At 63.6% G+C, this 24,051-nt stretch carries 19 protein-coding genes; 13 read left to right on the top strand and 6 right to left on the bottom strand.

The genetic code is table 11. The features are described 5' to 3' along the window. From A6V37_RS29340 to A6V37_RS29330, 3 genes are all read left to right on the top strand, one after another. Nucleotides 1-1,100 (top strand): C45 family autoproteolytic acyltransferase/hydrolase (locus A6V37_RS29340; RefSeq protein ID WP_064286596.1); only part of this gene is annotated, 1,100 nt, incomplete at its 5' end. A 271-nt stretch (nucleotides 1,101-1,371) separates the two neighbouring features. Then, nucleotides 1,372-1,626 carry a hypothetical protein gene (locus A6V37_RS29335; protein ID WP_064268200.1) on the top strand — a complete coding sequence of 85 codons (255 nt, stop codon included), beginning with the start codon at nucleotides 1,372-1,374 and terminating at the stop codon, nucleotides 1,624-1,626. Between the two features lie 80 nt (nucleotides 1,627-1,706). After that, on the top strand, nucleotides 1,707-1,937 hold the full coding sequence (locus A6V37_RS29330; protein ID WP_064268201.1) for a DUF2795 domain-containing protein: 231 nt from the start codon (nucleotides 1,707-1,709) through the stop codon (nucleotides 1,935-1,937). Between the two features lie 118 nt (nucleotides 1,938-2,055). Here A6V37_RS29330 and A6V37_RS29325 read toward each other — a convergent pair whose 3' ends face one another. Further along, entirely contained in the window at nucleotides 2,056-3,117 is a 1,062-nt protein-coding gene (locus A6V37_RS29325) for a LysR family transcriptional regulator (RefSeq protein WP_064268202.1), read from the bottom strand. Nucleotides 3,118-3,379: 262 nt separating this feature from the next. Between A6V37_RS29325 and A6V37_RS29320 the strand changes: the two genes are divergently transcribed. Beyond that, on the top strand, nucleotides 3,380-3,592 hold the full coding sequence (locus tag A6V37_RS29320; RefSeq protein ID WP_064268203.1) for a hypothetical protein: 213 nt from the start codon (nucleotides 3,380-3,382) through the stop codon (nucleotides 3,590-3,592). Nucleotides 3,593-3,626: 34 nt separating this feature from the next. Here A6V37_RS29320 and A6V37_RS29315 read toward each other — a convergent pair whose 3' ends face one another. Then, entirely contained in the window at nucleotides 3,627-4,244 is a 618-nt protein-coding gene (locus tag A6V37_RS29315) for a TetR/AcrR family transcriptional regulator (RefSeq protein WP_064268204.1), read from the bottom strand. A gap of 218 nt (nucleotides 4,245-4,462) precedes the next feature. Between A6V37_RS29315 and A6V37_RS29310 the strand changes: the two genes are divergently transcribed. From A6V37_RS29310 to A6V37_RS29300, 3 genes are read left to right on the top strand one after another with little or no spacing between them, the layout of a single operon-like run. Continuing rightward, nucleotides 4,463-5,626, top strand: coding sequence for an efflux RND transporter periplasmic adaptor subunit (locus A6V37_RS29310; protein ID WP_064286594.1), 1,164 nt, complete (start codon nucleotides 4,463-4,465; stop codon nucleotides 5,624-5,626). Next, the gene (locus tag A6V37_RS29305; RefSeq protein ID WP_064268206.1) at nucleotides 5,623-8,754 is read left to right on the top strand and encodes an efflux RND transporter permease subunit; all 3,132 of its coding nucleotides are present in this window, start codon (nucleotides 5,623-5,625) and stop codon (nucleotides 8,752-8,754) included. The genes A6V37_RS29310 and A6V37_RS29305 overlap by 4 nt, the downstream gene beginning before the upstream one ends. 4 nt (nucleotides 8,755-8,758) lie before the next feature. Beyond that, a complete protein-coding gene (locus A6V37_RS29300) occupies nucleotides 8,759-10,297 on the top strand; it encodes an efflux transporter outer membrane subunit (protein ID WP_064268207.1) in 1,539 nt (512 codons plus the stop codon). Nucleotides 10,298-10,753: 456 nt separating this feature from the next. On the opposite strand, the gene A6V37_RS29295 is transcribed toward A6V37_RS29300, so the two are convergent. After that, entirely contained in the window at nucleotides 10,754-11,632 is an 879-nt protein-coding gene (locus A6V37_RS29295) for a lipid A biosynthesis lauroyl acyltransferase (protein ID WP_064268208.1), read from the bottom strand. A 368-nt stretch (nucleotides 11,633-12,000) separates the two neighbouring features. Next, nucleotides 12,001-14,502 carry a penicillin-binding protein 1A gene (locus A6V37_RS29290; RefSeq protein ID WP_064268233.1) on the bottom strand — a complete coding sequence of 834 codons (2,502 nt, stop codon included), beginning with the start codon at nucleotides 14,500-14,502 and terminating at the stop codon, nucleotides 12,001-12,003. Between the two features lie 464 nt (nucleotides 14,503-14,966). Here A6V37_RS29290 and A6V37_RS29285 point away from each other — a divergent pair, with 464 nt between their 5' ends. The 3 genes from A6V37_RS29285 to A6V37_RS29275 all read left to right on the top strand — a co-directional run bounded on the left by A6V37_RS29285 (nucleotide 14,967) and on the right by A6V37_RS29275 (nucleotide 18,114). Next, the gene (locus tag A6V37_RS29285; protein WP_064268209.1) at nucleotides 14,967-15,590 is read left to right on the top strand and encodes a hypothetical protein; all 624 of its coding nucleotides are present in this window, start codon (nucleotides 14,967-14,969) and stop codon (nucleotides 15,588-15,590) included. A 556-nt stretch (nucleotides 15,591-16,146) separates the two neighbouring features. After that, nucleotides 16,147-16,827, top strand: coding sequence for a PspA/IM30 family protein (locus A6V37_RS29280; RefSeq protein ID WP_064268210.1), 681 nt, complete (start codon nucleotides 16,147-16,149; stop codon nucleotides 16,825-16,827). 90 nt (nucleotides 16,828-16,917) lie between these two features. After that, a complete protein-coding gene (locus tag A6V37_RS29275; protein WP_064286592.1) occupies nucleotides 16,918-18,114 on the top strand; it encodes a tetratricopeptide repeat protein in 1,197 nt (398 codons plus the stop codon). Between the two features lie 135 nt (nucleotides 18,115-18,249). Here the strand turns inward: A6V37_RS29275 and A6V37_RS29270 are convergent, their stop codons facing one another. Continuing rightward, nucleotides 18,250-18,927: a TetR family transcriptional regulator gene (locus A6V37_RS29270; protein ID WP_064268212.1), complete on the bottom strand. Its 678-nt coding sequence runs from the start codon at nucleotides 18,925-18,927 to the stop codon at nucleotides 18,250-18,252. Nucleotides 18,928-19,082: 155 nt separating this feature from the next. Here A6V37_RS29270 and A6V37_RS29265 point away from each other — a divergent pair, with 155 nt between their 5' ends. The 3 genes from A6V37_RS29265 to A6V37_RS29255 all read left to right on the top strand — a co-directional run bounded on the left by A6V37_RS29265 (nucleotide 19,083) and on the right by A6V37_RS29255 (nucleotide 23,444). Next, nucleotides 19,083-20,573, top strand: coding sequence for a flavin-containing monooxygenase (locus tag A6V37_RS29265; protein WP_064268213.1), 1,491 nt, complete (start codon nucleotides 19,083-19,085; stop codon nucleotides 20,571-20,573). Between the two features lie 56 nt (nucleotides 20,574-20,629). Continuing rightward, a complete protein-coding gene (locus A6V37_RS29260; protein WP_064268214.1) occupies nucleotides 20,630-21,619 on the top strand; it encodes an alpha/beta fold hydrolase in 990 nt (329 codons plus the stop codon). 421 nt (nucleotides 21,620-22,040) lie between these two features. Then, complete coding sequence (locus tag A6V37_RS29255; RefSeq protein WP_064268234.1) at nucleotides 22,041-23,444, top strand: methyl-accepting chemotaxis protein; 1,404 nt, start codon at nucleotides 22,041-22,043, stop codon at nucleotides 23,442-23,444. A gap of 65 nt (nucleotides 23,445-23,509) precedes the next feature. Here the strand turns inward: A6V37_RS29255 and tssJ are convergent, their stop codons facing one another. Next, nucleotides 23,510-24,040 carry a type VI secretion system lipoprotein TssJ gene (tssJ, locus tag A6V37_RS29250; protein ID WP_064268215.1) on the bottom strand — a complete coding sequence of 177 codons (531 nt, stop codon included), beginning with the start codon at nucleotides 24,038-24,040 and terminating at the stop codon, nucleotides 23,510-23,512. Nucleotides 24,041-24,051 lie beyond the last annotated feature (11 nt).

The following is a 24,051-nucleotide window of genomic DNA, read 5'->3' as shown; positions in this document are numbered from 1 at the left end:
ACGAAATCCAGGGAATCGCTGACGGGGCCAAGCTGCCGTTCGCCGAAGTCCTGGCATGGAACGGCTACATGGATCTGTTGCAAAGCTGGTGGCCCACGCACGCGGCGCAGCGGCAACCGGCGCTCGGCGTGAAGCCGTGGCGCGGACGGCGCGGCCACCACTGCAGCGCGTTCGTCGCCACCGGCCGCGCGACCCGCGACGGCCGCATCGTGATGGCGCACAACTCGTGGGACCGCTACGCCGCGGGCGACGCGTTCAACGTCGTGTTCGATATCGTGCCGGACCGGGGCAACCGCATCCTCATGCAGGGCTTGCCCGGCTGCATTTCCAGCCTCACGGATTTCTGGGTCACCGCCGCCGGGCTGATGGTGACCGAAACCACCATTTCCAACTTCGCCGGCTACGACGCGGCCGGCGCCCCCGAGTTCTACCGCTCACGGCGCGCGTCGCAGTACGCCAACAGCATCGCCGAGTGGTGCGAAATGTTCGCGGTCGCCAACAACGGCGGCTATGCGAATAGCTGGCTGCTCGGCGACGCCAAAACCGGCGAGATCGCGCGCTATGAACTGGGCTTGCACTACTCCGGTTTCGAGAGCACCAAGGACGGTTTCTACAGCGGCTACAACACCGCCACCGACCTGAAGATCCGCAATCAGGAATGCATCGGCGAAGGCGAGGACTATACGGACGTGCGCAAGAACGGCGCACGTCGCCTGCGCTTCATGCAGCTAGAAGAAATGCATCGCGGCAAGATCGACGTGGATCTCGCCAAGGAGATGATCGCCGACCATCACGATGTCTACCTCGACCGCAACGACAACCCGTGCTCGCGGACGATCTGCGGGCATCTGGAACTGGACGACGCGCGCTTTGGCGGCACCGATCACGGGCCGTTCAACCCGTGGGGCGCCAACGACGGCAAGGTGGTCGACAGCGAAATGGCGCGTTCGATGGCGTTCAGCGCACGCTGGGGCCATCCGTGCGGACGGCCGTTCGACGCCCAGGCGTTCATGAAGCGCCATCCGCAATGGAACTGGCTGAACGGCTACATGCGCGACCGCCCGTCGTGGCCCTGGACGCGTTTCGAGGTGCTGCGTTAGGCAGCATCAGGCTTGACGTTTGCCGCGGCGCAGCATCCGTTCGGCACGACCGTAAGCGACACAGTTGCTGCGGGGTTGCCCCGTTTCTGCCATCATCTGAAATCTACAATAGCGTTTTGCCGTAAACGCGCGCACGCTGAGGGATCCTCCCCTCTAAGATTGAAAGTGCGCGCACGGCAAAGCCGTGTATGGCATGCGCCGTCCTTTCGACGCGGGGACGGCACAGCGTTTGCTCACCTGTCAGCGCCGCATGAGCTTAGGAGGTCGGGCGATGAAAACCTCGACACTGTTGACCATGGTGACGCTGTCAGCCTCGTGTTTTGCGGCGCCGGTTCATACCGCGCTGGACGGCACGAACGCCAATACCCTTGCCGAACGCGCCAACGCGGCGCCGGTCGCTCCCCCGGCGCCGGACGTCGCCGCCACCGACGACACTAGTCCCCAGCAATGGCAGCATATTGCGCTGCCGAAATCGCGGCATCTCGATCGGAGCTTCGTGGGGCAGAACGAGCACTTGCAGACCTGAATTCTTCGCGTTCACACGCCGGCGCGTGGCGTGCGCGCCTGGCGGCCAATTGGCGGCAAGACATCGAGAGGAGCGTTGACATGACCGCATCGGCCATCCCGGGCGAATCGATTGATCTGCAGATCAGCGATCTGCTGAGCGCGGTCAAATTTCCGACCTATAAAGACGCCCTCGTCGACGCCGCGCGCGAAGCCGGCGCGAGCAACGAGGTGCTGTCGATGCTCGACGGCTTGCCGGAACAGGACTATGCCGACGTCGCATCCGTCACTTGCCTGATTGGCGGCAACTACGGCCCGGGTCTAGGCGCCTGAGCGAGGCACCGGGGCTGTCGCCCCGTGCCTGGGTGTTCCCGCTTGCGCTACCCTTTCCTGAATGACCGGCGCTGAACGTCCAGCCCGATGTCGTACGTGCATGCCCGCGCGCCCTTGATCAGAACGACGCCGCCACGACCCGCTCGCGCGCCGCTTTGTGCACAGGACGCGCCGTATCGGCGGACAAGTCCGGCACCGGCAAATCGTCTTCTACGTCATCGTGCCCGGCGACTTGCGTGATGGCCTTGGAAAGTGCCACCGCGGTAGCGCGCGGATCACGCGCCTGACGGTCGGTCTGCTCGAAATGGGCGACGAGATGATCGATGAAGGTGCGCACCTTCGCCGGCAGATGCAGGCGGCTCGCATAGGCGATGGTGATTTCGATCGGCGGCAAATGGTAATCGCCGAGCAAAGGCACGAGCCGCCCGGCCGCCAGATCGCGGCCGATCAGGTAGCTCGGCAGGATCGCCACGCCCATGCCCAGCAGCGCGAACTGCCTCAGCATCTCCGTATTGTTCGCGACGATCGCATTGGTGGGCCGCACCCGGACTTCGCCGTCCGGCCCGGTGAATACGCGCTCCTCGCCGCCCTGCTCGGCCGGCCGGCTCAGGCACGGATGCGTCAGCAGATCTTCCGGGCGCCTCGGCGTGCCGTGCTGCGCCAGATACGCGGGCGTCGCGCAGACCGTCATGTAGCCCGTGGTCAGCCGCCGCGTGACGATGCTCGCGCTACGCATGGGCCGCGCCACGAGAATCCCGACGTCGAACCCCTCGTCCACCAGATCGGCCTGGCGATCCGCGAGCGTCACGTCGGGCACGACATTCGGATAGCGCGCGGCATACGATTGCACCACGGGCGCGAGGCTGTGCAGCCCGAACACCACCGGCGCGACGATGCGCAGGGTGCCGACCGGTTCATGATTGCGCGCCACCACCATCTGCTCCACGCCGTCGAGGTCGTCGAGAATATGGCGCACGCGCTCCAGATAGGTCATGCCGGATTCGGTCAGCGAGAGCCGGCGGGTGGTGCGATTGAGCAGGCGTGTGCTCAGACGCGCCTCGAGATCGGCAACGTGCCTCGTCACGACTGCGGTGGACAGATCCAGCGCACCGGCCGCACCCACGAAACTGCCCAAATCGGCCACTTTGACGAATACGCGCATCGACTGCAATTGATTCATGGGACGACTCCTGCCTCGGTAAAGCCGGGCCGGCGCATGCCTGCCGCCTGTGTCGACCCGGCGGAAAGGCGCCCGGGTTAGCCCAACGATTCAATTGTATGAGGCCAACCCTGTCCCAACCCTGACCTGAAGATGACAATCCAGACAGGTTTCCGATGCGCTCACGTCACCATTTCAGCGCTTATTGTGAGTATTGGATAGGTATAAACCCTAGGATACTGGTAACATAGCGACCGACAGGAAATCAATTGCATTAATCGCTATGACCCATCGTTTTCAGCTTCTGGAAAAAATCGCGTTCTCGCTGGTGTGCTGGTCCGCGGCCGCCTGCTCGGCGTTCATTGCTTACGAGCGCTGCCCCGATATCAAAGTCGTGCTGCACGCCGGCGAAGAAGTGCTGCGCTATAGCGGGCAGTATTCGTACGCCTGCGTGAGCCCGGCCGCCGACATCTGCGCGCAAATGCCGACCAACTGATTCGACGCCTCCAAGCGTCGTTCAAGCGCATCACTCAAGCGTCGCGCCCGTACACCACGCGGGCGAAAAACCCGGCCAGCACCCCTTCCGCCACTTCCGCCGACACGTTCTGCGGATCGACCGTGTAGAAAAACTGCACGCCGTCGCACAACCCCATCAAGCCGATCGCCAGCGACTGCGCGGGCAGCAGCAGCGGCGTGCCGACCCGCGCTGAAAACTCGTGGATATACGCACTCAACTGCTCGAGCTTCTCGTGCAGGAACGCATTGAAGCGAATCCGGAAACGGCCGTCGCGCACCGCGAGCAGCTTCGCCTCCACCCACAGCAGGAAGCACTTGTTCTCCCGATGCAGGCTGCTGTAATAGCGCAGCACACGCTCTTCCATTTCCTCGCGCGAGGCCGCGCTTTCGAAAATGGCGTGCAGGCCCGCCTGCATGGCCTCGTGGTCGCGCCGCAATAGCTCGAGAAACAACTCGCTCTTGCTGCGGAAGTTCGAATAGAACGCTCCGCGCGTGTAGCCCGCCGCCCCGGCGATGTCTTCGACACTCGCCGCGACAAAGCCTTTCTTCATAAAAATCGCTTGCGCAGCGTCGAGCAAACGCTCGCGCGTTTGATCTTTGCTCTGCTCGCGTGTTAGTCGTTGCCGTTTCATGGGCGCCAGTCTAGCACCGAAAAGAATTCCGATTCACCTCTACATTCAAATACAGGTGTGTATTAGAATGCAAATCGTCATTGCAAAACAGACGCGTATGCCAATTGCATGATCCGGCATCGTGTTTTCGCTGGCGGGCCGCTGCGGCTTGCCGAGTTCGTTCGCTGTCTCCAGTTGGGGTAATTGTGAAGCGTCCCGGTCCTCCTGCATCGTCAGCGATGCGCCCGCCAACCCGCCGGTCTGCCCGCCCCGCGCGCCTGCGCCGCGCCGCCTCGGTGCTCCTCCTCGCCGGCGTCGTCACGCTGGCCGCCTGCTCGAAGCAAGAAGCGGCGGCGCCCGCGCCGCGCCCCGTGGTCGCCGTCGCGGTCCATGCCGACGGCAGCGCGATGCAGTCCGCGTCGTTGCCCGGCGAAGTGCAGGCGCGCTACTCGACGCCGCTGTCGTTCCGCATTGCCGGCAAGATTCTCGAGCGGCGGGTGCGGCTCGGCGACGTCGTGAAGAGCGGCCAGATCGTCGCCAAGCTCGACCAGGCCGACGCCCAGAAGAATGCCGCGAGCGCGGACGCCCAGCTTGCCGCCGCGCTGCACAGCCTCGTGTACGCGAAGCAGCAGCTCGATCGCGATCAGGCGCAGGCGAAAGAAAACCTGATCGCACCCGCGCAGCTCGAACAGACCACCAATGCGTACGCGTCCGCCCTCGCGCAGCGCGATCAGGCCGCCCAACAGGCGGCGCTTGCGAAAGACCAGTTGCAATACACCACGCTCGCCGCCGATCACGCGGGCGTCATCACCGCAGAACAGGCCGACACCGGCCAGAACGTGTCCGCGGGCCAGGCCGTCTACAACCTCGCCTGGAGCGGTGACGTCGACGCGGTGTGCGACGTGCCGGAAAGCGCACTCGCTTCGCTTTCGGTCGGGCAAACCGCCAACGTGACGCTCGCGGCACTGCCGGGGCGCAAGTTCACCGCGCGCGTGCGCGAACTGTCGCCTGCCGCCGATCCGCAAAGCCGCACCTATCGCGCCAAACTCACGCTCGACAATCCCGGCCCGGATGTGCGCCTCGGCATGACCGCGGATATTGAACTCGCCGCACCAACTTCCACGGCGGCGTCCACGGGGGTGTTCACCGTGCCCGCCACCGCACTGTTCCACGACGGCACGCAACCGGCCGTGTGGATCGTGCGCGCCACGGATAACGCGGCCGGCACCGGCACGCTGGAACTGCGCCGCGTAAGCGTCACGCGCTACAACGAACGCACGATCGTGATTGCCGGGGGGCTCAAGGAGGGCGAGCGCGTCGTGCTGCAAGGGGTCCATACGGTGACTGCCGGCGAAAAAGTTCACGTCATCCCGCCGCTGCATCCCGAGGACTTCGCTTCATGAGCACTACGCATGAAGAAGGACGCTTCAACCTGTCCGCATGGGCGTTGCGCCACCAGGCGCTGGTCGTCTTCCTGATCGCGCTGTCGACCGCCTTCGGCATCCTCGCCTATACCCGGCTGGCGCAATCCGAGGACCCGCCCTTCACGTTCCGCGTCATGGTGATCCGCACGCTCTGGCCCGGCGCCACCGCGCGGCAGGTGCAGGAGGAGGTCACGGACCGCATCGGCCGCAAATTGCAGGAGACACCCGCCATCGATTTCGTGCGCAGCTACTCTCGCCCCGGCGAGTCGCTGATGTTCTTTTCGATGAAAGACTCCGCGCCGGTCAAGGACGTGCCCCAAACCTGGTATCAGGTGCGCAAGAAAGTCGGCGATATCGCGGCGACCTTGCCGCCAGGCATCCAGGGGCCGTTTTTCAACGACGAATTCGGCGACGTCTACACCAACATCTGGACGCTCGAAGGCGACGGCTTCTCCGCCGCGCAACTGCACGATTACGCGGACCAGTTGCGCACCGTGCTGCTGCGGGTGCCGGGCGTCGGCAAGGTCGATTACTTCGGCGACCCGGATCAGCACATCTACATCGAAATCGCCAATACGCAACTCACGCGGCTTGGCATCTCGCCACAGCAACTCGGCCAGGCGATCAATTCGCAGAACAGCGTCGCGCCGGCGGGCACGCTGACCACCACCGACGACCGCGTGTTCGTGCGCCCCACAGGCCAGTTCAAGGACGTCAACGCGCTCGCCGACACGCTGATCCGCATCAACAACCGTTCGTTCCGTCTCGGCGACATCGCCACGATCAAGCGCGGCTACGACGATCCGGTCGTCACGCAAATGCGCGCGGGCGGCAAGGCCGTGCTCGGCATCGGCGTGACGATGCAGCCGGGCGGCGACGTGATCCGTCTCGGCAAGGCGCTCGATCAGCAGATGATCCAGTTGCGCCGGGCGTTGCCGGCAGGGTTGCAACTGGTCGAAGTGTCGAGCATGCCGCACGCGGTCGCGCGATCGGTCGACGACTTTCTCGAAGCCGTCGCCGAAGCCGTCGCGATCGTGCTGGTGGTGAGCCTGGTCTCGCTGGGCGTGCGCACTGGCATGGTGGTCGTGATCTCGATCCCGGTTGTGCTCGCGGTCACTGCGCTGTGCATGTATCTGTTCGATATCGGCCTGCACAAGGTGTCGCTCGGCACGCTGGTGCTCGCCTTGGGGCTGCTCGTCGACGACGCGATCATTGCGGTCGAGATGATGTCGGTGAAACTGGAGCAAGGCTGGAGCCGCACCCGCGCGGCGGCCTTCGCGTACACCAGTACCGCGTTTCCGATGTTGACCGGCACGCTCGTCACCGTCTCCGGTTTTCTGCCGATCGCCCTCGCCAAATCGAGCACCGGCGAATACACGCGCTCGATCTTCGAAGTGTCCGCCATTGCGCTGATCGCTTCGTGGCTCGCGGCAGTCGTGCTGATTCCGCTGCTCGGCTATCACCTGCTGCCCGAGCGCAAACGCGAGGCGCACGAGGCGCATCTGCCGGACGATCACGAACATGACATCTACGACACGCGCTTCTACCAGCGCCTGCGTGGCTGGATCGGCTGGTGCATCGAACGGCGCTTCGTCGTGCTTCTCATTACCGTCGCGCTGTTCGTGCTGGCGCTCGCGGGTTTCACGCTGGTGCCGCAGCAGTTCTTCCCGAGCTCGGATCGTCCCGAGTTGCTGGTGGACGTGCGCCTGCCTGAAGGTGCATCGTTCGAGGCCACCTTGCGCCAGGCGGAGCGGCTCGAGAAAGCGCTGGTCGGCCGGCCGGAAATCGATCATACGGTGGACTTCGTCGGCACCGGCGCGCCGCGCTTCTATCTGCCGCTCGACCAGCAATTGCAGACACCCAATTTCGCGCAGTTCGTAATCACGGCGAAATCGGTGAAGGACCGCGAGAAGCTCGCGCAGTGGCTCGAACCGGAATTGCGCAACCGCTTCCCCGCGATCCGCACGCGCCTGTCGCGCCTCGAGAATGGACCGCCCGTCGGCTATCCGGTGCAGTTCCGCGTAAGCGGCGACGATATCGCCACCGTGCGCTCGATCGCTGAACGCGTCGCGGCGACTATGCGCGCCGACCAGGGCACCCGCAACGTGCAGTTCGACTGGGACGAGCCCGCCGAACGCTCGGTGCGCTTCGAAGTCGACCAGAAGAAAGCGCGCGAACTCGGCGTGAGTTCCGACGACATTTCGAGCTTCCTTGCGATGACCCTCTCCGGCTACACGGTCACGCAGTATCGCGAACGCGACAAGCTCATCAGCGTCGATCTGCGCGCGCCGAAAGCGGAGCGCGTCGACCCCGCGCAACTCGTCACACTGGCCATGCCCACGCCGAACGGTCCCGTGCCGCTCGGCACGCTCGGCCACTTGCGCAACGACCTCGAATACGGCGTGATCTGGGAACGCGACCGCCAGCCGACCATTACCGTGCAGTCCGACGTCGCGCCGGACGCGCAAGGCATCGACGTCACGCATGCCGTGGACAAGGCTTTGGGCCCGATTCGCGCCTCTCTGCCGGTCGGCTACCGGATCGAGATCGGCGGCTCGGTCGAAGAAAGCGGCAAGGGCCAGACGTCGATCAATGCGCAGATGCCGATCATGATCATTGCCGTCCTCACGCTGCTGATGATCCAGCTGCAGAGCTTCGCGCGCGTGCTGATGGTCGTGCTGACCGCCCCGCTCGGCCTGATCGGCGTGGTGCTGACGCTGCTGCTGTTCGGCCAGCCGTTCGGCTTTGTGGCGATGCTCGGCGTGATTGCGATGTTCGGCATCATCATGCGCAACTCAGTGATTCTGGTCGACCAGATCGAGCAGGACATCGCCGCTGGACATAAGCGTTTCGACGCGATTGTCGGCGCGACCGTGCGGCGTTTCCGGCCCATCACGCTGACCGCGGCGGCGGCTGTGCTCGCGCTGATTCCGCTGTTGCGCTCGAACTTCTTCGGCCCGATGGCAACCGCGCTGATGGGCGGTATTACTAGCGCGACCATCCTCACGCTGTTCTATCTGCCCGCGCTGTACGCCGCCTCGTTCAGAGTGCGGGGCGACGAGCGCGAGCCGCCGGCACCGTCCGGTGCGACGCATACGGGGAATTAAGATCATGGCTACTTCGACATTCCCTCGGCATCTGCGCCGCACGCTCCTCGGCGCTGCAACACTGACTCTGGCCGCCACGTTGGGAGCCTGCTCGTTCGGCCCGAACGGCGAACCGCCCGCGATGCCGCAACCGGCCCACTACGGCGCCGAACCGCAGCCGACGCAAACCGTGCCGGCGCAAGGCGTCACGCAGCAGTTCGTGGTCGGCGCGAAGCCGGTGCCTGAGTGGTGGAAGCTGTACCAGTCGGACGCGCTGAATGCGCTGGTCGATGAAGGCTTGCGCAACAGCCCGACACTCGCCGCGACCGACAAAAGTCTCGCCGCCGCACGCGAGCAGTTGCGCGCCCAGATTGGCAGTTCGATGTTGCCCACCATCGACGCGGGCGGCCAGGCAACCCGCAATCGCGCGTTGGCGATCCCCGAGGCCGGTCCGAACACGTTTCTCTACAACGTCTTTGTTGGTCAATTGCAGGCGCACTATACGTTCGACCTGTTCGGCGCCGCGCGGCTGGCCGATGCGGCGCTCGCCGCTCGCGTGAACGTGCAGGCGTATCAGTTCGACGCCGCGCGCCGCGCGCTGGCCGCCAACATCGTGACGGCCGCGATCACGAGTGCCGCGCTGCATGCGCAGATCGAGACGACCGAACGGCTCGTCACGCTCGCCAACGACCAGGCACGCGACACACAGCGGCGCTATGTGCTGGGCGCGGTCTCGCACGCCGATCAGTTGAGTGCGCAACAGAGTGCGGCGAGTCTGTCGGCGAGCCTGCCGGGGCTGAAGCAGCAATGGCTGACGACGCGCCACGCGCTGGCGGTGTTGCTCGGCCGCACCCCGGACACCGCGCCGGATGATCTCGATCTCGCGCAACTGCACCTGCCTGAACAGGTGCCCATTGTGGTGCCTTCGGAACTGCTGCGCTCCCGGCCCGACATTCAGGCCGCCGACGCGGCATTGAAGGCTGCGGCGGCCGACGTCGGCGTGGCCACAGCGCAGATGTTTCCGAGCATCTCGCTGAGCGCGTCGATGGGACAAGGCGGGTTTAGCTGGCCTGTGGCGCTCTCTGGCGCGGGAGCGATCTGGAGCATCGGCGCGTCGCTGTCGCAGCCGCTCTTCCACGGTGGTGCACTGTTTGCCCAGCGCCGCGCGGCAATCGATACCTACGACGCAACGGTGTCGCAGTACAAGCAGACGGTGCTGGCCGCGTTCCAGAACGTGGCCGATACGCTCGCCGCGCTCGAGCACGATTCGCAGGCACTGGATGCGGCGAACATTGCCGCGCGCTCGGCGCAGGGTGTCTTCGACGAAACGTCGGGGCGCTACCGCCTCGGTGCCGTGCCTATCGCGTCGACGCGTTCTAGCGAACAGCAGTTCCGTAACGCACAGCTCGATGAAATCCGCTATACCAGCGCGCGCCTGACGGACACAGCGGCTTTGTTCCAGGCCATGGGCAATCCGCCGCTTGAATCGGGGTCCTCGAATGCCGCGACGGCAGCGGCGACGGCGACTGCGACGCCCGCCGCGAATACTGGCATATCAAACTAAACCTGGGATTCCATACTGAATGCGGAAGACTTATCCCCAGTTTATGTTGATGAGCCTGTTGAAAACTATCTGACAAGCGGGCTAACACATTGAACGCGCAGGGATTTGCGTGCGCGGTGCGGAATGAACCAGAGGTTCCTGAGCGCCTGGCTTTTCACACGATGCAGCACCTGGGATGCCTCAACGTTATCCCCAATTTATGTTGACAGGGTTGTTGATAACTCTGGGGCTACACGCTTAAGTGCTTGAAGCGAATCGGTTTGTCAGGCGCGGTGTGGGTGGATGCAGCAGCGAGGCAGTGCGCGGGCGCGGCCCGGCACACCGATGGGACAACCGCGGCTTATCCACAGATTTTGTTCGCAAGCCTGTTGATAACGCCAGGAGAGACAGCCTAAGTGCTTGAACGCGCAACGAAATCAGGTTCCGGCGCGTTTGCTGACACAGCATCACGACGCATCAATACACCCCCGCCTCGCCCGCCGGCCGGTTCTTGAACCGTTTGTGCACCCAGTAATATTGATCAGGAATCCGTCTTACTTGAGTCTCCAGAAACTCGGTAATCCTGCGCGCGTCAACGGCAACGTCATCCGACGGAAAATCGCTTAGCGGTTTGAAAATGGTCAGCTTGTAGCCGCGATAGTCCGGCAGGACCTCGGTCACGAACGGCACGACCCGCGCATTCCCCGCACGCGCCATCCGCGACACGGACGTCAGCGTGCAGGCCGGCACGCCAAAAAACGGCACGAACACCGAATCCCGCAAACCGAAGTCCATATCGGCGGCCAGCATCACCGGCTTGCCTTCGCGCAACACGCGCAACGCACGCCGTACGCTATCGCTGCGCGGAATCATCTCCGTGCCGAAACGCCCGCGCTGCCGCTTCGCCATTGCGTCGAGCAGCAAATTCGACATCGGCGTGTACAACGACGCCACAGGATGCCGCGTCGAATACATCATGCAACCGGCCTCGATGCCGACGAAATGGAAGCCGACGAAAATCGTCGGGCGGCCTTGCATGTCGGAGAGATCGATTGCGCTTTCCACTTCGACGAGACGTGCCAGCGCCTGCGCATTGCCGAACCATTGCGGCCCGCGCTCCACGTAACTGCGAATCACATGGCAGAAGTGCGCGCGAGCAAGACGTTCGCGTGCCTCGTCGCTCATGTCCGGGAAGCACAGTTTCAGATTGGTATGCACGACGCGCCGGCGTGCGCTCGGAATCCGGTACAGCAATGCGCCGATTCCGGTACCGATACGCGCGACAACGCCGTACGGCAGGATAGCGAAGGCGCGTAGCAGACCCGTCATCAGACAGATGAGAATTCGACTTTTCACAAGGAGGGGACCCGGTGGATGCTAGATGGCAAATGCGTCGACCGCCGCAACCTCAGAGGTGCTAACAGACGATGCGGCAAGCGCGCGCGTCAAACCGGGTCTCGCGCGGCGCGTTCTGAAGACGGACGCCTCGCTCACGGCGAGACGCAGTGGTGCTGGAGGCCGATACCGTTTGGAAATCGGGCGTCCCTGTGGGACCCAACGTGAAGCACCGCAGGCATGATTAAAACACACTGCGGTAGGCGGCTACAAAAACTGCCGCTTCAGCCGAGTGAAAAGCGTTTTGACAGATACGCATGGCAGGTACGTTCCCTGCCCGCTAAAACGGTTGCGTGTGCGGCCTGCACGGCCCGCACACGCTGATTCGATCAAGGCTTGTTCGACTCGAACATATCCATGATCTGCTTCCTCTCGTTCGACGACACGTTCGGCGGCGGCACGGCCGGCGGCGTCATGCCCGCCGGTCCCACCCCGCCTACGGCATCGCTCGCGCCGGCAGTCGGGTTCGACGAATCCAGGCCGATGCTGGCCACGAAGCCATTACCCGGCGTCATGTCGGTATAGAACAGTTCGCCGTCGACCGAGGTCACGCCGTCCGGCTGCTCCGGTTCGCTTTGCGGCACGCCGCGTAGTGCGCGCTGCATGTACTCGACCCAGATCGGCAACGCCAGCTGCGCGCCGAACTCGCGGCTGCCAAGGCTCTTCGGCTGGTCGTAACCCATCCACGCCACCGCCACGAGTGACTGCTGATAGCCGGCAAACCAGCCGTCCTTCGCGTCGTTGGTCGTACCCGTCTTGCCCTGCAAGTCCGAGCGATGCAGCACATTAGTGCCCGCGCCCGTGCCCGCCGTCGCGACCGAATGCAGCAGGCTGTTCATGATGAACGCGTTACGCGGTTCGAGCGTGCGCGGCGCATCGCGTCCGGCCGTCAGCGGCTGCGCTTTCGAGAGCGGCTGGCCGCGCGCATCCGTCACCTCGTTGATCAGATACGGATTGATCCGGTAGCCGCCATTCGCGAACACCGAGTAGGCGCCCGCCGATTGCAACGGCGTCACGAGACCCGCACCGAGCGCCATGGGCAGATACGGCGGCGTCTTGTCGGCGTCGAAACCAAATCGTTGCGTGACGAAGTCTTGCGCGTATTTCGTACCGATGAACGACAGAATGCGGATCGACACCAGGTTCTTCGACTTCTGCAACGCGAGGCGCATCGGCATCGGACCATCCGGCTGGTCGTCGTCCTTCGGCTCCCACGCGTCGCCGCCCGGCGCGCTCGGCGGGAAGTACAGCGGCGCGTCGTTGATGATCGTGGCCGGTCCAAGCCCCTTGTCGAGCGCCGCTGAATAGATGAACGGCTTGAAGCTCGAACCCGGTTGACGCCACGCCTGGGTCACGTGATTGAACTTGTTCTTGTTGAAGTCGAAGCCGCCCACCAGCGCGCGAATCGCGCCGTCCTGCGGCGTGAGCGAAATCAGCGCGCCTTCCACCTGCGGCAGTTGCGTGATCTGCCAGTTGCCCTTGTCATCGGCGACGAGGCGCACGATCGAACCCGGCTTGATCTTCGAGGCCGCTGCCGCGCGCGCGCTCAGCGCGCCGGCCGCGAAACGCAAACCGTCGCCGCTAATCGACACCTGCGTGCCGTCCACCAGCTGCGCCTTCACCTCTTTCGGACTCGCGTCCGTCACCACCGCGGCGATGATCTCGCCGTTGTCGGGGTGGTCGGTAAGCGCGTCGTCGATAGCCTGATCGCGGTCGTCGCCCGGCGCGGGCAGTTGCACGAAGCCTTCCGGTCCGCGATAGCCGTGGCGCCGCTCGTAGTCCATCACGCCCTTGCGCACCGCGCGGTAGGCGGCGTCCTGATCCGCCGAATCGATCGTGGTGGTGACGTTCAGGCCGCGCGTATAGGTTTCGTCCTTGTACTGCGCGTACATCATCTGCCGCACCATTTCGGCGATGTACTCGGCATGCACGCTGTATTCATTACCCGGGTTGCGGGTGTGGATCTCTTCCTTCACCGCCTGGTCGTACTGATCCTGGCTGATGTATTTCAGCTCGAGCATGCGCCGCAGAATGTACTCCTGACGGATCTTCGCGCGCTTCGGATTGACCACCGGGTTGTACGCGGACGGCGCTTTCGGCAAGCCGGCCAGCATCGCCGCTTGCGCCAGCGAGATGTCTTTCAGATCCTTGCCGAAGTACACGCGCGCGGCCGCCGCGAAACCGTAGGCGCGCTCGCCCAGATAAATCTGGTTCATGTACAGTTCGAGAATCTGATCCTTGGTCAACGCGCGCTCGATCTTATAGGCGAGCAGCATTTCGTAGATCTTGCGCGTGTAGGTCTTCTCGCTCGAGAGGAAGAAATTGCGCGCCACCTGCATGGTGATCGTACTCGCGCCCTGCGAGGCGCCGCCGTGCGTGAGGTCGGCGAAACCGGCGCGCAGAATGCCCACGAAGTCGACGCCGCCGTGCTCGTAGAAGCGATAGTCTTCGATCGCGAGCACCGCTTTCTTCATCTGGTCGGGAATGTCCTGAAAGCGCACGAGGCTGCGCCGCTCCTCGCCGAATTCGCCGATCAGCACGTGGTCCGCGGTGTACACCCGCAACGGCACTTTCGGACGATAGTCGGTCAACGCGTCGAGCGACGGCAGTTGCGGCCCCATCACCACCAGCGCATAGCCGAGGATCAGCGCGCCGACCACTGCGACCGTGGCAAGCAGGCCGACGAACCAGAGAAGGATGGCCGCGCCGATGGAACCGCGGCTCGCCTCAGCCTCGCGTGATGCGGCGTTGCGGCCCGGCGTGCGTTGGTAGGAATTCCGGTCGTCACCCGACGGAGAATTGGAAGAAGGCGGTCGTTTGATGATTGGCATGACTGGCATAGTGGGCGCGGAACTGAACGCCTTCCGCACGCGCTCCTGGCGCGCGCATGGATCGTGATCGGGCAACGTGGCCTCAGGCGCGAACCACCGCGCGGCCCCTTGCCCCCGGGCCGGCCGCACGGCACGCCTGGAACCCTGCCCGGCGCAACGTAACAGGGCATTCTAAAGAAATCAAGCGCGGTTCAAGTCAGTTTTTTTGTAAGAATTCCCTTCGCGCGAGTGAATCCGGCCGGTCCCGGCGCTTACGCGAGCACTGTGTACGCATGGCCGCACTTATACACAGAAAATGTTGAAAGGCCTGTGGACAAGCCGCCCGCAAACGCTACAACTCATTGATGTCACGGGATTTTAATGCCGCGCCCGTTCCGCATCGGGGCAACTCGTCATATGATGGACTCGGCGCGCGCCAGATGCGTGCCCCGAACCGCCCATGCCAACAAGTATGCGAGCCGACCATGAACAAGCCCAGCGAACGCATCGTCGTATTCGTCACGACCGCGCAGAAACGCGCGATCACCGCCACCGCCGACAATCTGGGCATTAGCGTCAGCGAACTGATGCGGCGCGCGGTAATGAATTTCGGCGCGACCGGCGAACAGGTGAAAGCGGCTAGCATCGTCGACCGTCTGCGCGCGCCGCGCGCACCGGACGCGCTCGACGCGGCGCTGCAGCGCGTTGCGCGCAGCACGCGGCACGCACGCGAGGCGTTGCCCGCCGCCCTGCAAAAGCGCGGCGGCAGCACGACCGGCGCGCCGGCAGACGATGTCGCCGCGGCGGCTTCAGATTCGGCACCGGGCACCGCCGTGGCGCCGCAGCCAGCCCCCTTGCTGCCGGCGGGTGTCGCAGCCGCCCTCGCCGCTGAAGTCGACGAGCAGGCCGCGGCAACAGCCGAAGCAGTCGCACGCGTGGCGGCGGCCAAAGCGGCGGCAACCGACGGCTCCTCTGCGGGCGCCTCCTCGCAGCAAGCCGATGCAGACGCGCAATTGCGCAGCGTGCTCAAACGCCCTCGCCTCGATAGCGCGCGCGAAGACGACGATCCCCTCGGCGATCCAAGCACCAAAGGCGGCCGCTTCGCGTAGCAGACATGGGCGCGGCCTGTCGCACAATGCGAATCGGCACGCTGTCTGTGCTTGCCCGATACTGATCAACGCCGCGAGCTTTCAGAATTGCAAGCATTGATATATCGGGTACCGCTTGCCACAGCATCGTGCAGATCCAAAAGTCTCGTGACGCATGCATTTCCTCGATTTACAGGACACGTCTGAACGCGCTCGCTTGCATCGACAGTTACTTCAATAACAATGCGTACACACCGCGCCGATTCACGCCGGCGACATTTGCCGCATGCAATGTTAGGCATTTTGTCATCGAACCCTTTAAGCCGGTTTTAAGAGAACCCATGGTGTAATATCCGCGAGCGGCTGAATAACGTGCCGCGCGTTTTAACATTTGAGGCTGCTTGCCAAACGATATTCGAATCGAACAATTCAAGGCGCCGCTATTGCAATTGGCGTGTGCGCCCTGAACTCCGGTTCGAACGTTGCGCAGCTTCGCGCGCAGCGGCGTAAAGTAGCAGTTGAATGCAGTTGGGCGCGCGGGATTATTCAGCGCCGTTTACATTCTTTGGAGGTTTTCATGTCGCTTTTTGACAGCATTTCGCGCACGCTTAAAGGTCTCCTGAACGACGCAGCCGATTCCGTGCAGGACCCGTCGCGCGATTCGCGCCAGATCGTGCGCGAGCTCGATGAGAGCATCGCCAAAGCCGAGAACTCGCTGATCGAGATTCAGGCGCAGGTTGCCACGCAGCAAAGCAAGCGCGATGTTGCCGCGGACAAGGCAAAGAAGTACGAAGACGGCGCCAAACGCGCGCTGCAATCCGGCGACGAAGCGCTCGCACGCGAAGCCCTCGGCGCGCAGGCCACGGCCGAAGCGGAACGCGACGCGCTGGCGAAGGAACTGACTTCGCTGGAGCCGTCGGTCGCGCAACTGAAGAGCCAGATCGACGACATGCGCAGCCGTCGCAACGACCTGAACGCACGCTCGAACATCCTCCAGGCCAAGCAGCAGATCGCGCAGGCCAAAGATGTCGCGGCCACGGCGCTGGGTGGCATCGGCGGCAAGAATCTGTCCGAAGATTTCCAGAAGCTGGAAGACAAGGTGGCATTGTCGAATGCCCGCTCGGACGCTCGCCTGAATTCTGCCGACGTGAAGACCGGCAAGGCGCTCGACGACAAGCTCGCCGACCTGAACCGCGGCCCGTCCGTCGAAGATCGTCTCGAAGCGTTGAAGAAGCAGCTCAACACGCCGGCCCAGTAATCGCGCCGGCGGCAGTGCCCACGGCGGCCGGCAATCCCGCGGCCGCCGGAATCGACTGAAGGAGACGGGCGCATCGCGCCCGGTCCGCACATGAAAAAATTTCTCTCAGCGGTGTTCGCCTCGTTGCTGTTTGTCTCAGCAGCGGCGTTCGCCGTGCCGACGGTTCAGCAGATCGAATCGGCCATGGCGCAAGGCAACTGGCAGCAGGCCGACGCAGGTCTGAGCGAGGTGCTGCAGGCGCATCCCAACAATGCGCGCGCGCACTATCTGTACGCACAGGTGCTCAACCGCGAGGGCCGCTACGGCGACGCACTGGCTCAGGTGCAACAGGCCAAGACGCTCGACCCGCAAATCCGCTTCACCGACCCGACCCGCTTCGCGCAAACCGAAGCGCGCATCCGCAAGGACGCGGAACGCGCCGGCGGCGCAGGCGGCAATACCACAGCACGCGCGGCGAATCCATTCGTGCAGCAGACGGCGCCCGCCGTGCAGCAGCAGTCGGCCATGATGACGCAAGTGCCGCAAAAGCATGGTCCGGGCATCGGCATGTGGGTTGGCATCGCGGTGCTGTTCGGCGTGATCGCGCTGGTGCTGCGCTGGACCTTGCGGCGTGCCCGCACCCAGGGTGACACGCAGGCCGACGACGACCGCCGCGTGCAACTCAAGCGCGCCACCGAGATGCTCAACACCGTGCGTTCACTCAAGCTCGACGTGAAACTCTCCACCGCGCAAGGTCATGAGGCGCTTGAAAAGGAAGTCGAAGCGACTGAAGATCAGTTGCGCGGCCTCGTCGAAACGCTGTCGAACAGCAAGAATCCCGTGCCGCCGTACCAACTCGACGAACTGGAACAGCGTCTCGCGAGCATGCGCGCACGCGCCGACGGCCGGCCCGATCCGTATGCCGCGCCCGCTGCCAGCAGTCAGCAATCGCCGTATGCTCAGGAAGCCGAACGTTTCGGCAATCCGCCGCAAGCGCCCTATCCGCAGCAAGGACCGTATCAGCAGCAGCCGCAGGTCATCGTGCAGCAAGGCGGCGGAGGATTCGGCGGCGGCATGGGCGGTCTGCTGACCGGCGTGTTGCTTGGCGAAGCGTTGAATTCGGGACGTGAACGCGTGGTGGAGCGTGACGTGATCGTCGACGACGACGAACTGCGCCGTCGCCGCAACGACGGCGGCAACGGCGGCGGAGTCGACTTCGGCCAGGGTTCGAACGACTGGAGCGACAACAGCGGCGGCGGAGTCGACATGGGCAATAACGACGACTCCGGCGGCTGGACCGACACCTGAGCGGCGGCCATCGAGGCCATTAATCGAGGCCAATAAGCACGCAGCAATGAAAACAGGCTCCTTCCATGTGAAGCGAGCCTGTTTTTTATGCAGATCCGTTTTCAAACGTCAAATCACGACGTCTCAGGCCCGCGTCTACGCCGGCGCCCTGCCCGGCTCAAGCTGCGCCAGCACCATCGCCCCCGAGAACAGTCTGACGATGAAACGCTCCGCGTACGCAACCAGCGCATCCCGCCGCGCAGCTGATGCGTCGAGATACTCAGCCGACAGATGAAACAGTTGCAGCACGATCTGCGTGCAGACTTCGTCGACGGTTTCGCGCGTGAGCATTGGCATCAGTTTCAGCTGCACCACATCGTCCGCCATTTCCGCCGACACCTCGTGGAGATTTGCGCGCACCGCTTCGCGCAGCGCGGGCGACGTGCCGTGATATTCGGCCAGCGCGCTCAGAAAAGCTTCGCGGTTTTCCTGCGCGAACTCGAAAAACGCCACACAGGCGCGGCGCGGCACGCTGTGCGGCTCGTCGTGTGCGGCGAGCCAGCGCTCGCGCCGCAACATCGGACGCAGGCGCCGGCTGACCGACTCGACCGCCTCGCGCGCCAGATCGTCGAGCGTGTCGAAATGACGGTAGAACGTGTTGGGGTTGAGCCCCGCCTCGCGCGCCAGCTCGCGCAAACCCAGGCTGGCAAAGCTGCGGCCGCCCGCCGTCAGCCGCAATGCAGCCTCGATCAGCTTGCGCTTGCCGGCCGGCAACGCCTGCTCGGCGGCCACGCCGTGACCGGAAGCAGACGCCGATTCGGGTAAGGATGTCATGGGTTTTCAATCATGGCGTGGCGCACGCGTTTAATAGCAGTACTCTAAACGATCTTGACGCCAAGTGTACAGTTGTCTACCCTGCGCGTTATCTCTCGATAGACTGCAATCGACAACTGCATACATCCGACATTCGCCCCCTGCTGGAGAACGCCGTGACGCCCGCCTCACCTGCCACACCCGCCACGCCGCGCATCGCGATTGTTGGAAGCGGCTTTGCCGGCATCGGCATGGCGATACGCCTGCAGCGCATGGGCATCACGTCGTTCACGATTTACGAGGCCGCCGGCGATATCGGCGGCACGTGGCGCGACAACACCTACCCCGGCGCAACCTGCGATGTGCCGTCGCACCTCTATTCGTTTTCGTTCGAGCCCAATCCTGCGTGGTCGCATGCGTTCGGCGGCCAGGCGGAAATCTTCGCCTATCTGAAGCATTGCGCGCGCAAGTATGACGTGGATCGCTATGTGCGTTACAACGCCCGCGTGAGCGCGGCGCGTTTCGACGACACGCGTCAGGTCTGGCACGTCGAACTCGATGTGAACGGCGTGCACGAAAGCATCGAGGCCGATGTCGTGATCGCCGCAAGCGGCCCCTTGTCCCGCCCGGCCATGCCGCGGATCGCCGGGCTCGAGCGCTTCGAAGGCAAGCTGTTTCACTCGGCACGCTGGGACCATGCGTACCCGCTGGAAGGCAAACGCGTCGCGGTGATCGGCACCGGTGCGAGCGCGGTCCAGTTCGTGCCGCAGATCCAGCCGCGCGTCGCGCATCTCGATCTGTTCCAGCGCACCGCGCCTTGGGTGATGCCCAAGCCCAACAAGCCGATCGGTTCGCGCGCGCACTGGTTGTTTCGGAACTTGCCAGCCACCCAGTTCTTCGTGCGCAGTGCGATGTACTGGCAACACGAATCGCGCGCGATCGCATTCGTGGTGAATCCGAAGCTGATGAAGTTTCCGATGAAGTTCAGCCTGAGCTATCTCGAACGACGCGTCAAGGATCCGGCTCTGCGCGCCAAGCTGACGCCGAACTACCGCTTCGGCTGCAAGCGAGTGCTGCTGTCGAGCGATTACTACCCGGCACTCGGCCAGCCGAACGTCGACGTGGTGACGAGCGGCATCCGCGAAATCGTCGCCGACGGCATCGTCACCGAAGACGGCGCGCATCATCGCGCCGATGCGATCATTTGCGGCACGGGCTTCCAGGTCAACGACGTCGGCGCACCGTTCGACGTGACCGGCCTCGATGGTGCCGATCTCGGCGCCCTGTGGTTGCGCGACGGACCGGAAGCTTACTTCGGCGTCAGTGTGGCGAACTTTCCGAATTTCTTCATGATCGCCGGCCCGAATACGGGGCTCGGGCACAACTCGATGATCTACATGATCGAGTCGCAAGTGCAGTACATCGCCGATTGCCTGCGTGTATTGCGCCGGCGCAACGCTCGCACGATGAACTTGCGGGCGGACGTCCAGCGCGATTTCAATGCGCGCCTGCAAGCGGCCATGCAGCACTCGGTGTGGACCAGCGGATGTCATAGCTGGTATCAGACGCGAAGCGGCAAAGTGACTGCGTTGTGGCCGGGATTCACCTTCAGTTTTCGCAAACGCACGCGGCGTGTGCGGCCCCATGACTATCGGTTCGCGCCGTAACGCGGCGGCTGCAATCTGATTCGAGTTCAATCGAATTACAAGGGAGACAATAAAACATGACAGGTTTCGATTCCAACACACGCGCCTCGGCTGCACGCCTGCCGTCGCGCTCGCTCGCCGCGCGACTCGGCATCACTAGCGTGTCGCGCGCCGAATTGCGGCGACGCTATACGCAAAGCGGCTCCAGGTTTGTCGAGATCATGGGCGCCGACGTGCATTACGTCGACGAAGGCAGCGGCGATATCATCGTGATGATTCACGGCTTTGCGTCTTCGCTGCACACATGGGACCGCGTCGCCGATGAACTCAAGCGCGATCATCGCGTGATTCGCCTCGATCTGCCGCCGTTCGGCGTAACCGGGCCGCTGCGCTCCAGCGCCGGCAAAATCGAAACCATGAATCTGCCGACTTACCGGCGTTTCATCGATACCTTCATGCAGGCGCTCGGCATTTCGCGCGCGACGTTCGTGGGCAACTCGCTCGGTGGGCTGATTTCGTGGGACTACGCGGTGCGTCATCGCGACGCTGTCGAACGGCTCGTGTTGATCGATTCGGCCGGCTTCCCAATGAAGCTGCCAATATATATCGGCCTGTTCAATAGCGCGCTGGTGCGCGTCAGTTCGCCCAGGTGGCTGCCCGAGGCCATTATCAAAAGCGCGGTGCGCAATGTGTATGGCGATCCGCGCAAGATCGACGCGGTCACGCTACGCCGCTACGTCGAGTTTTTCCATGGCGAAGGCACGCGCGCCGCCATCGGCAAGATGGTGCCGACGCTCGACTTCAAGGAAGTCGACACCAACGTGCTGAAGACGCTCGATGTGCCGGCGCTGGTGCTATGGGGTGCGAAAGATCGCTGGATTCCGCCGGCGCACGCGGCCGAATTCGCAAGCCGCATTCCGGGCGCGAAGTCGGTCATGTACCCGGGACTCGGCCACATTCCCATGGAAGAAGCGCCCGAGCAGGTCATGGCAGATCTGCGCGCGTTTCTCGGCACGCGCGCAACACCTTTGCTGGCCGACGAAGACTCGAACCGGGCGGCCGTCTGACCTTGATTGCTTCCTCCATCTGATTCATTCAATCGCGGATGCGCGCACATGCCTCGCGCGCATCCCGCTCCCCTCGCGCCGCGCCGCCGGCACTCAGCCACCGCCCAGCAGGCGCAGCAGCCCCCAGAGAAATTTAGCGAGTATCACGATCAGCTCCCATAGGTGGTAGAGCTGCTGCCAGCCCGAAACGCGCGCAAAGGAGTCGAACATAATTGCTGGTAAGAAGCGGAAAGGTCTGTCAATAAGGCAGGCGCAGTAAATGTGCCCGAGAAGGCCAGGTCGGCTTCACATCATAACGACTGCGGGATACCCCCTATCAAGTTGACCGAAAGTCTGCCGTAGACGCTTCAAGGAGACGCTGCATCCGCACTGGATGGCCGCGCGAATTGACTGCGCCAAGCGCGCCATCCAGGAGACAAGCATGACGCGTTTCAGCTTTCGCCGCTCTGCCCGCTCACACACGCTCGTCGGCGATATCGCGGCGCAAGCCGGCAAACTGGGCATCGAGATTTGCGACGTCTCGGGCCACGTCGAGGAAGTGGCCGCGCGCGTGCAGCGCCAGGCGCACGTATGCCGGGCGTTGCGCGAATCCGCGGCGCAAACGCTCGCGGGCAATCATCGCATTGCCGCCGCTGCGCGGAAGATGCGCAACGTTTCCGCTGAAGCTGCGACTGGCGTGCAGGAATCGCAGCAGACGCTGGAAGCGTCGCTCGCCGATATTCACGGCCTGGTGGAAGGCGTGACAATCATCGAAAGCCAGATCAGCGCGCTACGCAGCGCGTTGGCGCATGTGAGCCATGTCTCCGAGGAGATTTCGCTGATTGCCCGCCAGACCCATCTGCTGGCGCTGAACGCCGCCATCGAGGCCGCGCGCGCCGGCGAATCCGGCAGAAGTTTCGCGGTGGTCGCGGCCGAGGTGAAGAACCTGTCGGCCAAGACCGCGCAGGCCACTGGACAGATCGAGACAACGCTCGCGCAACTCACGCAGCAGACCGAACAGTTGATCAGCGAGGGTTCGGTGAATACGGCGCGGGCGCATCGTGTGCGCGAAGGCACGCGCAAGATCGGCGAAGTCGTGCACGCAACGGGCGATGCAATCGCACATCTGAATGACGAGGCCGGGCAGATCGCCGCACTGACCAGCGAGATTGAAACGCAATGCGACGGGCTCGAGGCCCAGGTGTTGGAGATGGCGAGCGGCGTCGAGGATTCGAGCGAAAATTTCGTGCAGGCGAAGGATCGCCTCGGGAATCTGCTCGGCGTGTCCGAGACCTTGATCGAGTTGACCGCCGCGACCGGTGTCGAGACCGCGGACACGCGTTTTATCGAAGCGGTGCAACAGGCCGCGGCAAAAGTGGGCAAGGCATTCGAGACGGCCGTGGCGCGCGGTGAAGTGTCGATCGAGGATCTGTTCGATCAGCACTACGTGCCCGTGGCCGGGAGCAATCCGCCGCAGTTTTTGACTCGCTTTACTGCGCTGACTGACCGCGTGTTGCCGGCGATTCAGGAGCCCCTGCTCGATCTCGATCCGCGCGTGGCGTTCTGCGCGGCGGTCGATGTGCGGGGCTATTTGCCCACTCACAATCTGAAGTTTTCATTGCCGCAGCGCGATGACGTGGTCTGGAACATGGCGAATTGCCGTAATCGCCGGATGTTCGACGATCGTACGGGACTGGCGGCCGCGTCGCATGCCAAGGCGTTTTTGTTGCAGACTTATCGGCGCGATATGGGAGGTGGTGAGTTTGTGCTGATGAAGGATGCGTCCGCGCCGGTTTTCGTTGGTGGTCGGCATTGGGGTGGGGTTCGGATTGGGTATAAGGTTTGAGCCGCTCCTTTCGGCTAACTGGTGTTCATTTCAAAGACTGGTCCCGTTGAGTATCATGATTCTCGTCATTCTGGCCTCGATTTGACGGGATCTGTCGTTGCCACGAGTTCCCGGTCGACCAGTTCCAGCTTCAGTGGCGCATCCGCCGAGAGCCTCTTCTTCTGCACTATTCGACGCCAGGTTCCGTTCGCGTCCGGCTTACGGTAGAACGCGACGATGCCCACATACTCCGCGTCAGGCTGCATCGGCTGCGTCACGCTGGCGGAAGCGCCGGGATTGACGACTGTCGCCATGCTGTCCTGCAGATCCTGCGCGAGCACGGTCTTGTCGTTCTTTAGCAGATCGTCATATGACGCCTTGTCGAAGAGCTTGCGATCCTTGAGCTGGTACACGCGCACGGCAACCGAAGTCGAGCGGTTCGCTTCGTCGGGGTTGAGCGAGGCCCGTGCGGTCAGGTCGACGTTCAGCACCTTCACCTGTTTGTAGAAGACGGCGTGATACGCGCTCGCGGTCGAATCCGACACGGACTGCCACGCGCCGCATGCACTGAGCAGCAGACTGGCGGCAAGAAGGGGCGCGCTTAAACGGACGAACATGGTAGTACTCC

It is taken from the genome of Paraburkholderia ginsengiterrae (assembly GCF_001645125.1).
Taxonomy (GTDB): domain Bacteria; phylum Pseudomonadota; class Gammaproteobacteria; order Burkholderiales; family Burkholderiaceae; genus Paraburkholderia; species Paraburkholderia ginsengiterrae.
Note: the sequence above shows the minus strand (reverse complement) of the source record. Positions and strands in the feature narration are given on the sequence as shown.

What these genes read in the sequence shown, in the direction of transcription:
- A6V37_RS29335 (WP_064268200.1), top strand. Translation starts at nt 1,372, where the DNA reads ATGAAAACCTCGACACTGTTGACCATGGTGACGCTGTCAGCCTCGTGT.
- A6V37_RS29330 (WP_064268201.1), top strand. Translation starts at nt 1,707, where the DNA reads ATGACCGCATCGGCCATCCCGGGCGAATCGATTGATCTGCAGATCAGC.
- A6V37_RS29325 (WP_064268202.1), bottom strand. Translation starts at nt 3,117, where the DNA reads ATGAATCAATTGCAGTCGATGCGCGTATTCGTCAAAGTGGCCGATTTG.
- A6V37_RS29320 (WP_064268203.1), top strand. Translation starts at nt 3,380, where the DNA reads ATGACCCATCGTTTTCAGCTTCTGGAAAAAATCGCGTTCTCGCTGGTG.
- A6V37_RS29315 (WP_064268204.1), bottom strand. Translation starts at nt 4,244, where the DNA reads ATGAAACGGCAACGACTAACACGCGAGCAGAGCAAAGATCAAACGCGC.
- A6V37_RS29310 (WP_064286594.1), top strand. Translation starts at nt 4,463, where the DNA reads ATGCGCCCGCCAACCCGCCGGTCTGCCCGCCCCGCGCGCCTGCGCCGC.
- A6V37_RS29305 (WP_064268206.1), top strand. Translation starts at nt 5,623, where the DNA reads ATGAGCACTACGCATGAAGAAGGACGCTTCAACCTGTCCGCATGGGCG.
- A6V37_RS29300 (WP_064268207.1), top strand. Translation starts at nt 8,759, where the DNA reads ATGGCTACTTCGACATTCCCTCGGCATCTGCGCCGCACGCTCCTCGGC.
- A6V37_RS29290 (WP_064268233.1), bottom strand. Translation starts at nt 14,502, where the DNA reads ATGCCAATCATCAAACGACCGCCTTCTTCCAATTCTCCGTCGGGTGAC.
- A6V37_RS29285 (WP_064268209.1), top strand. Translation starts at nt 14,967, where the DNA reads ATGAACAAGCCCAGCGAACGCATCGTCGTATTCGTCACGACCGCGCAG.
- A6V37_RS29280 (WP_064268210.1), top strand. Translation starts at nt 16,147, where the DNA reads ATGTCGCTTTTTGACAGCATTTCGCGCACGCTTAAAGGTCTCCTGAAC.
- A6V37_RS29275 (WP_064286592.1), top strand. Translation starts at nt 16,918, where the DNA reads ATGAAAAAATTTCTCTCAGCGGTGTTCGCCTCGTTGCTGTTTGTCTCA.
- A6V37_RS29270 (WP_064268212.1), bottom strand. Translation starts at nt 18,927, where the DNA reads ATGACATCCTTACCCGAATCGGCGTCTGCTTCCGGTCACGGCGTGGCC.
- A6V37_RS29260 (WP_064268214.1), top strand. Translation starts at nt 20,630, where the DNA reads ATGACAGGTTTCGATTCCAACACACGCGCCTCGGCTGCACGCCTGCCG.
- A6V37_RS29255 (WP_064268234.1), top strand. Translation starts at nt 22,041, where the DNA reads ATGACGCGTTTCAGCTTTCGCCGCTCTGCCCGCTCACACACGCTCGTC.
- tssJ (WP_064268215.1), bottom strand. Translation starts at nt 24,040, where the DNA reads ATGTTCGTCCGTTTAAGCGCGCCCCTTCTTGCCGCCAGTCTGCTGCTC.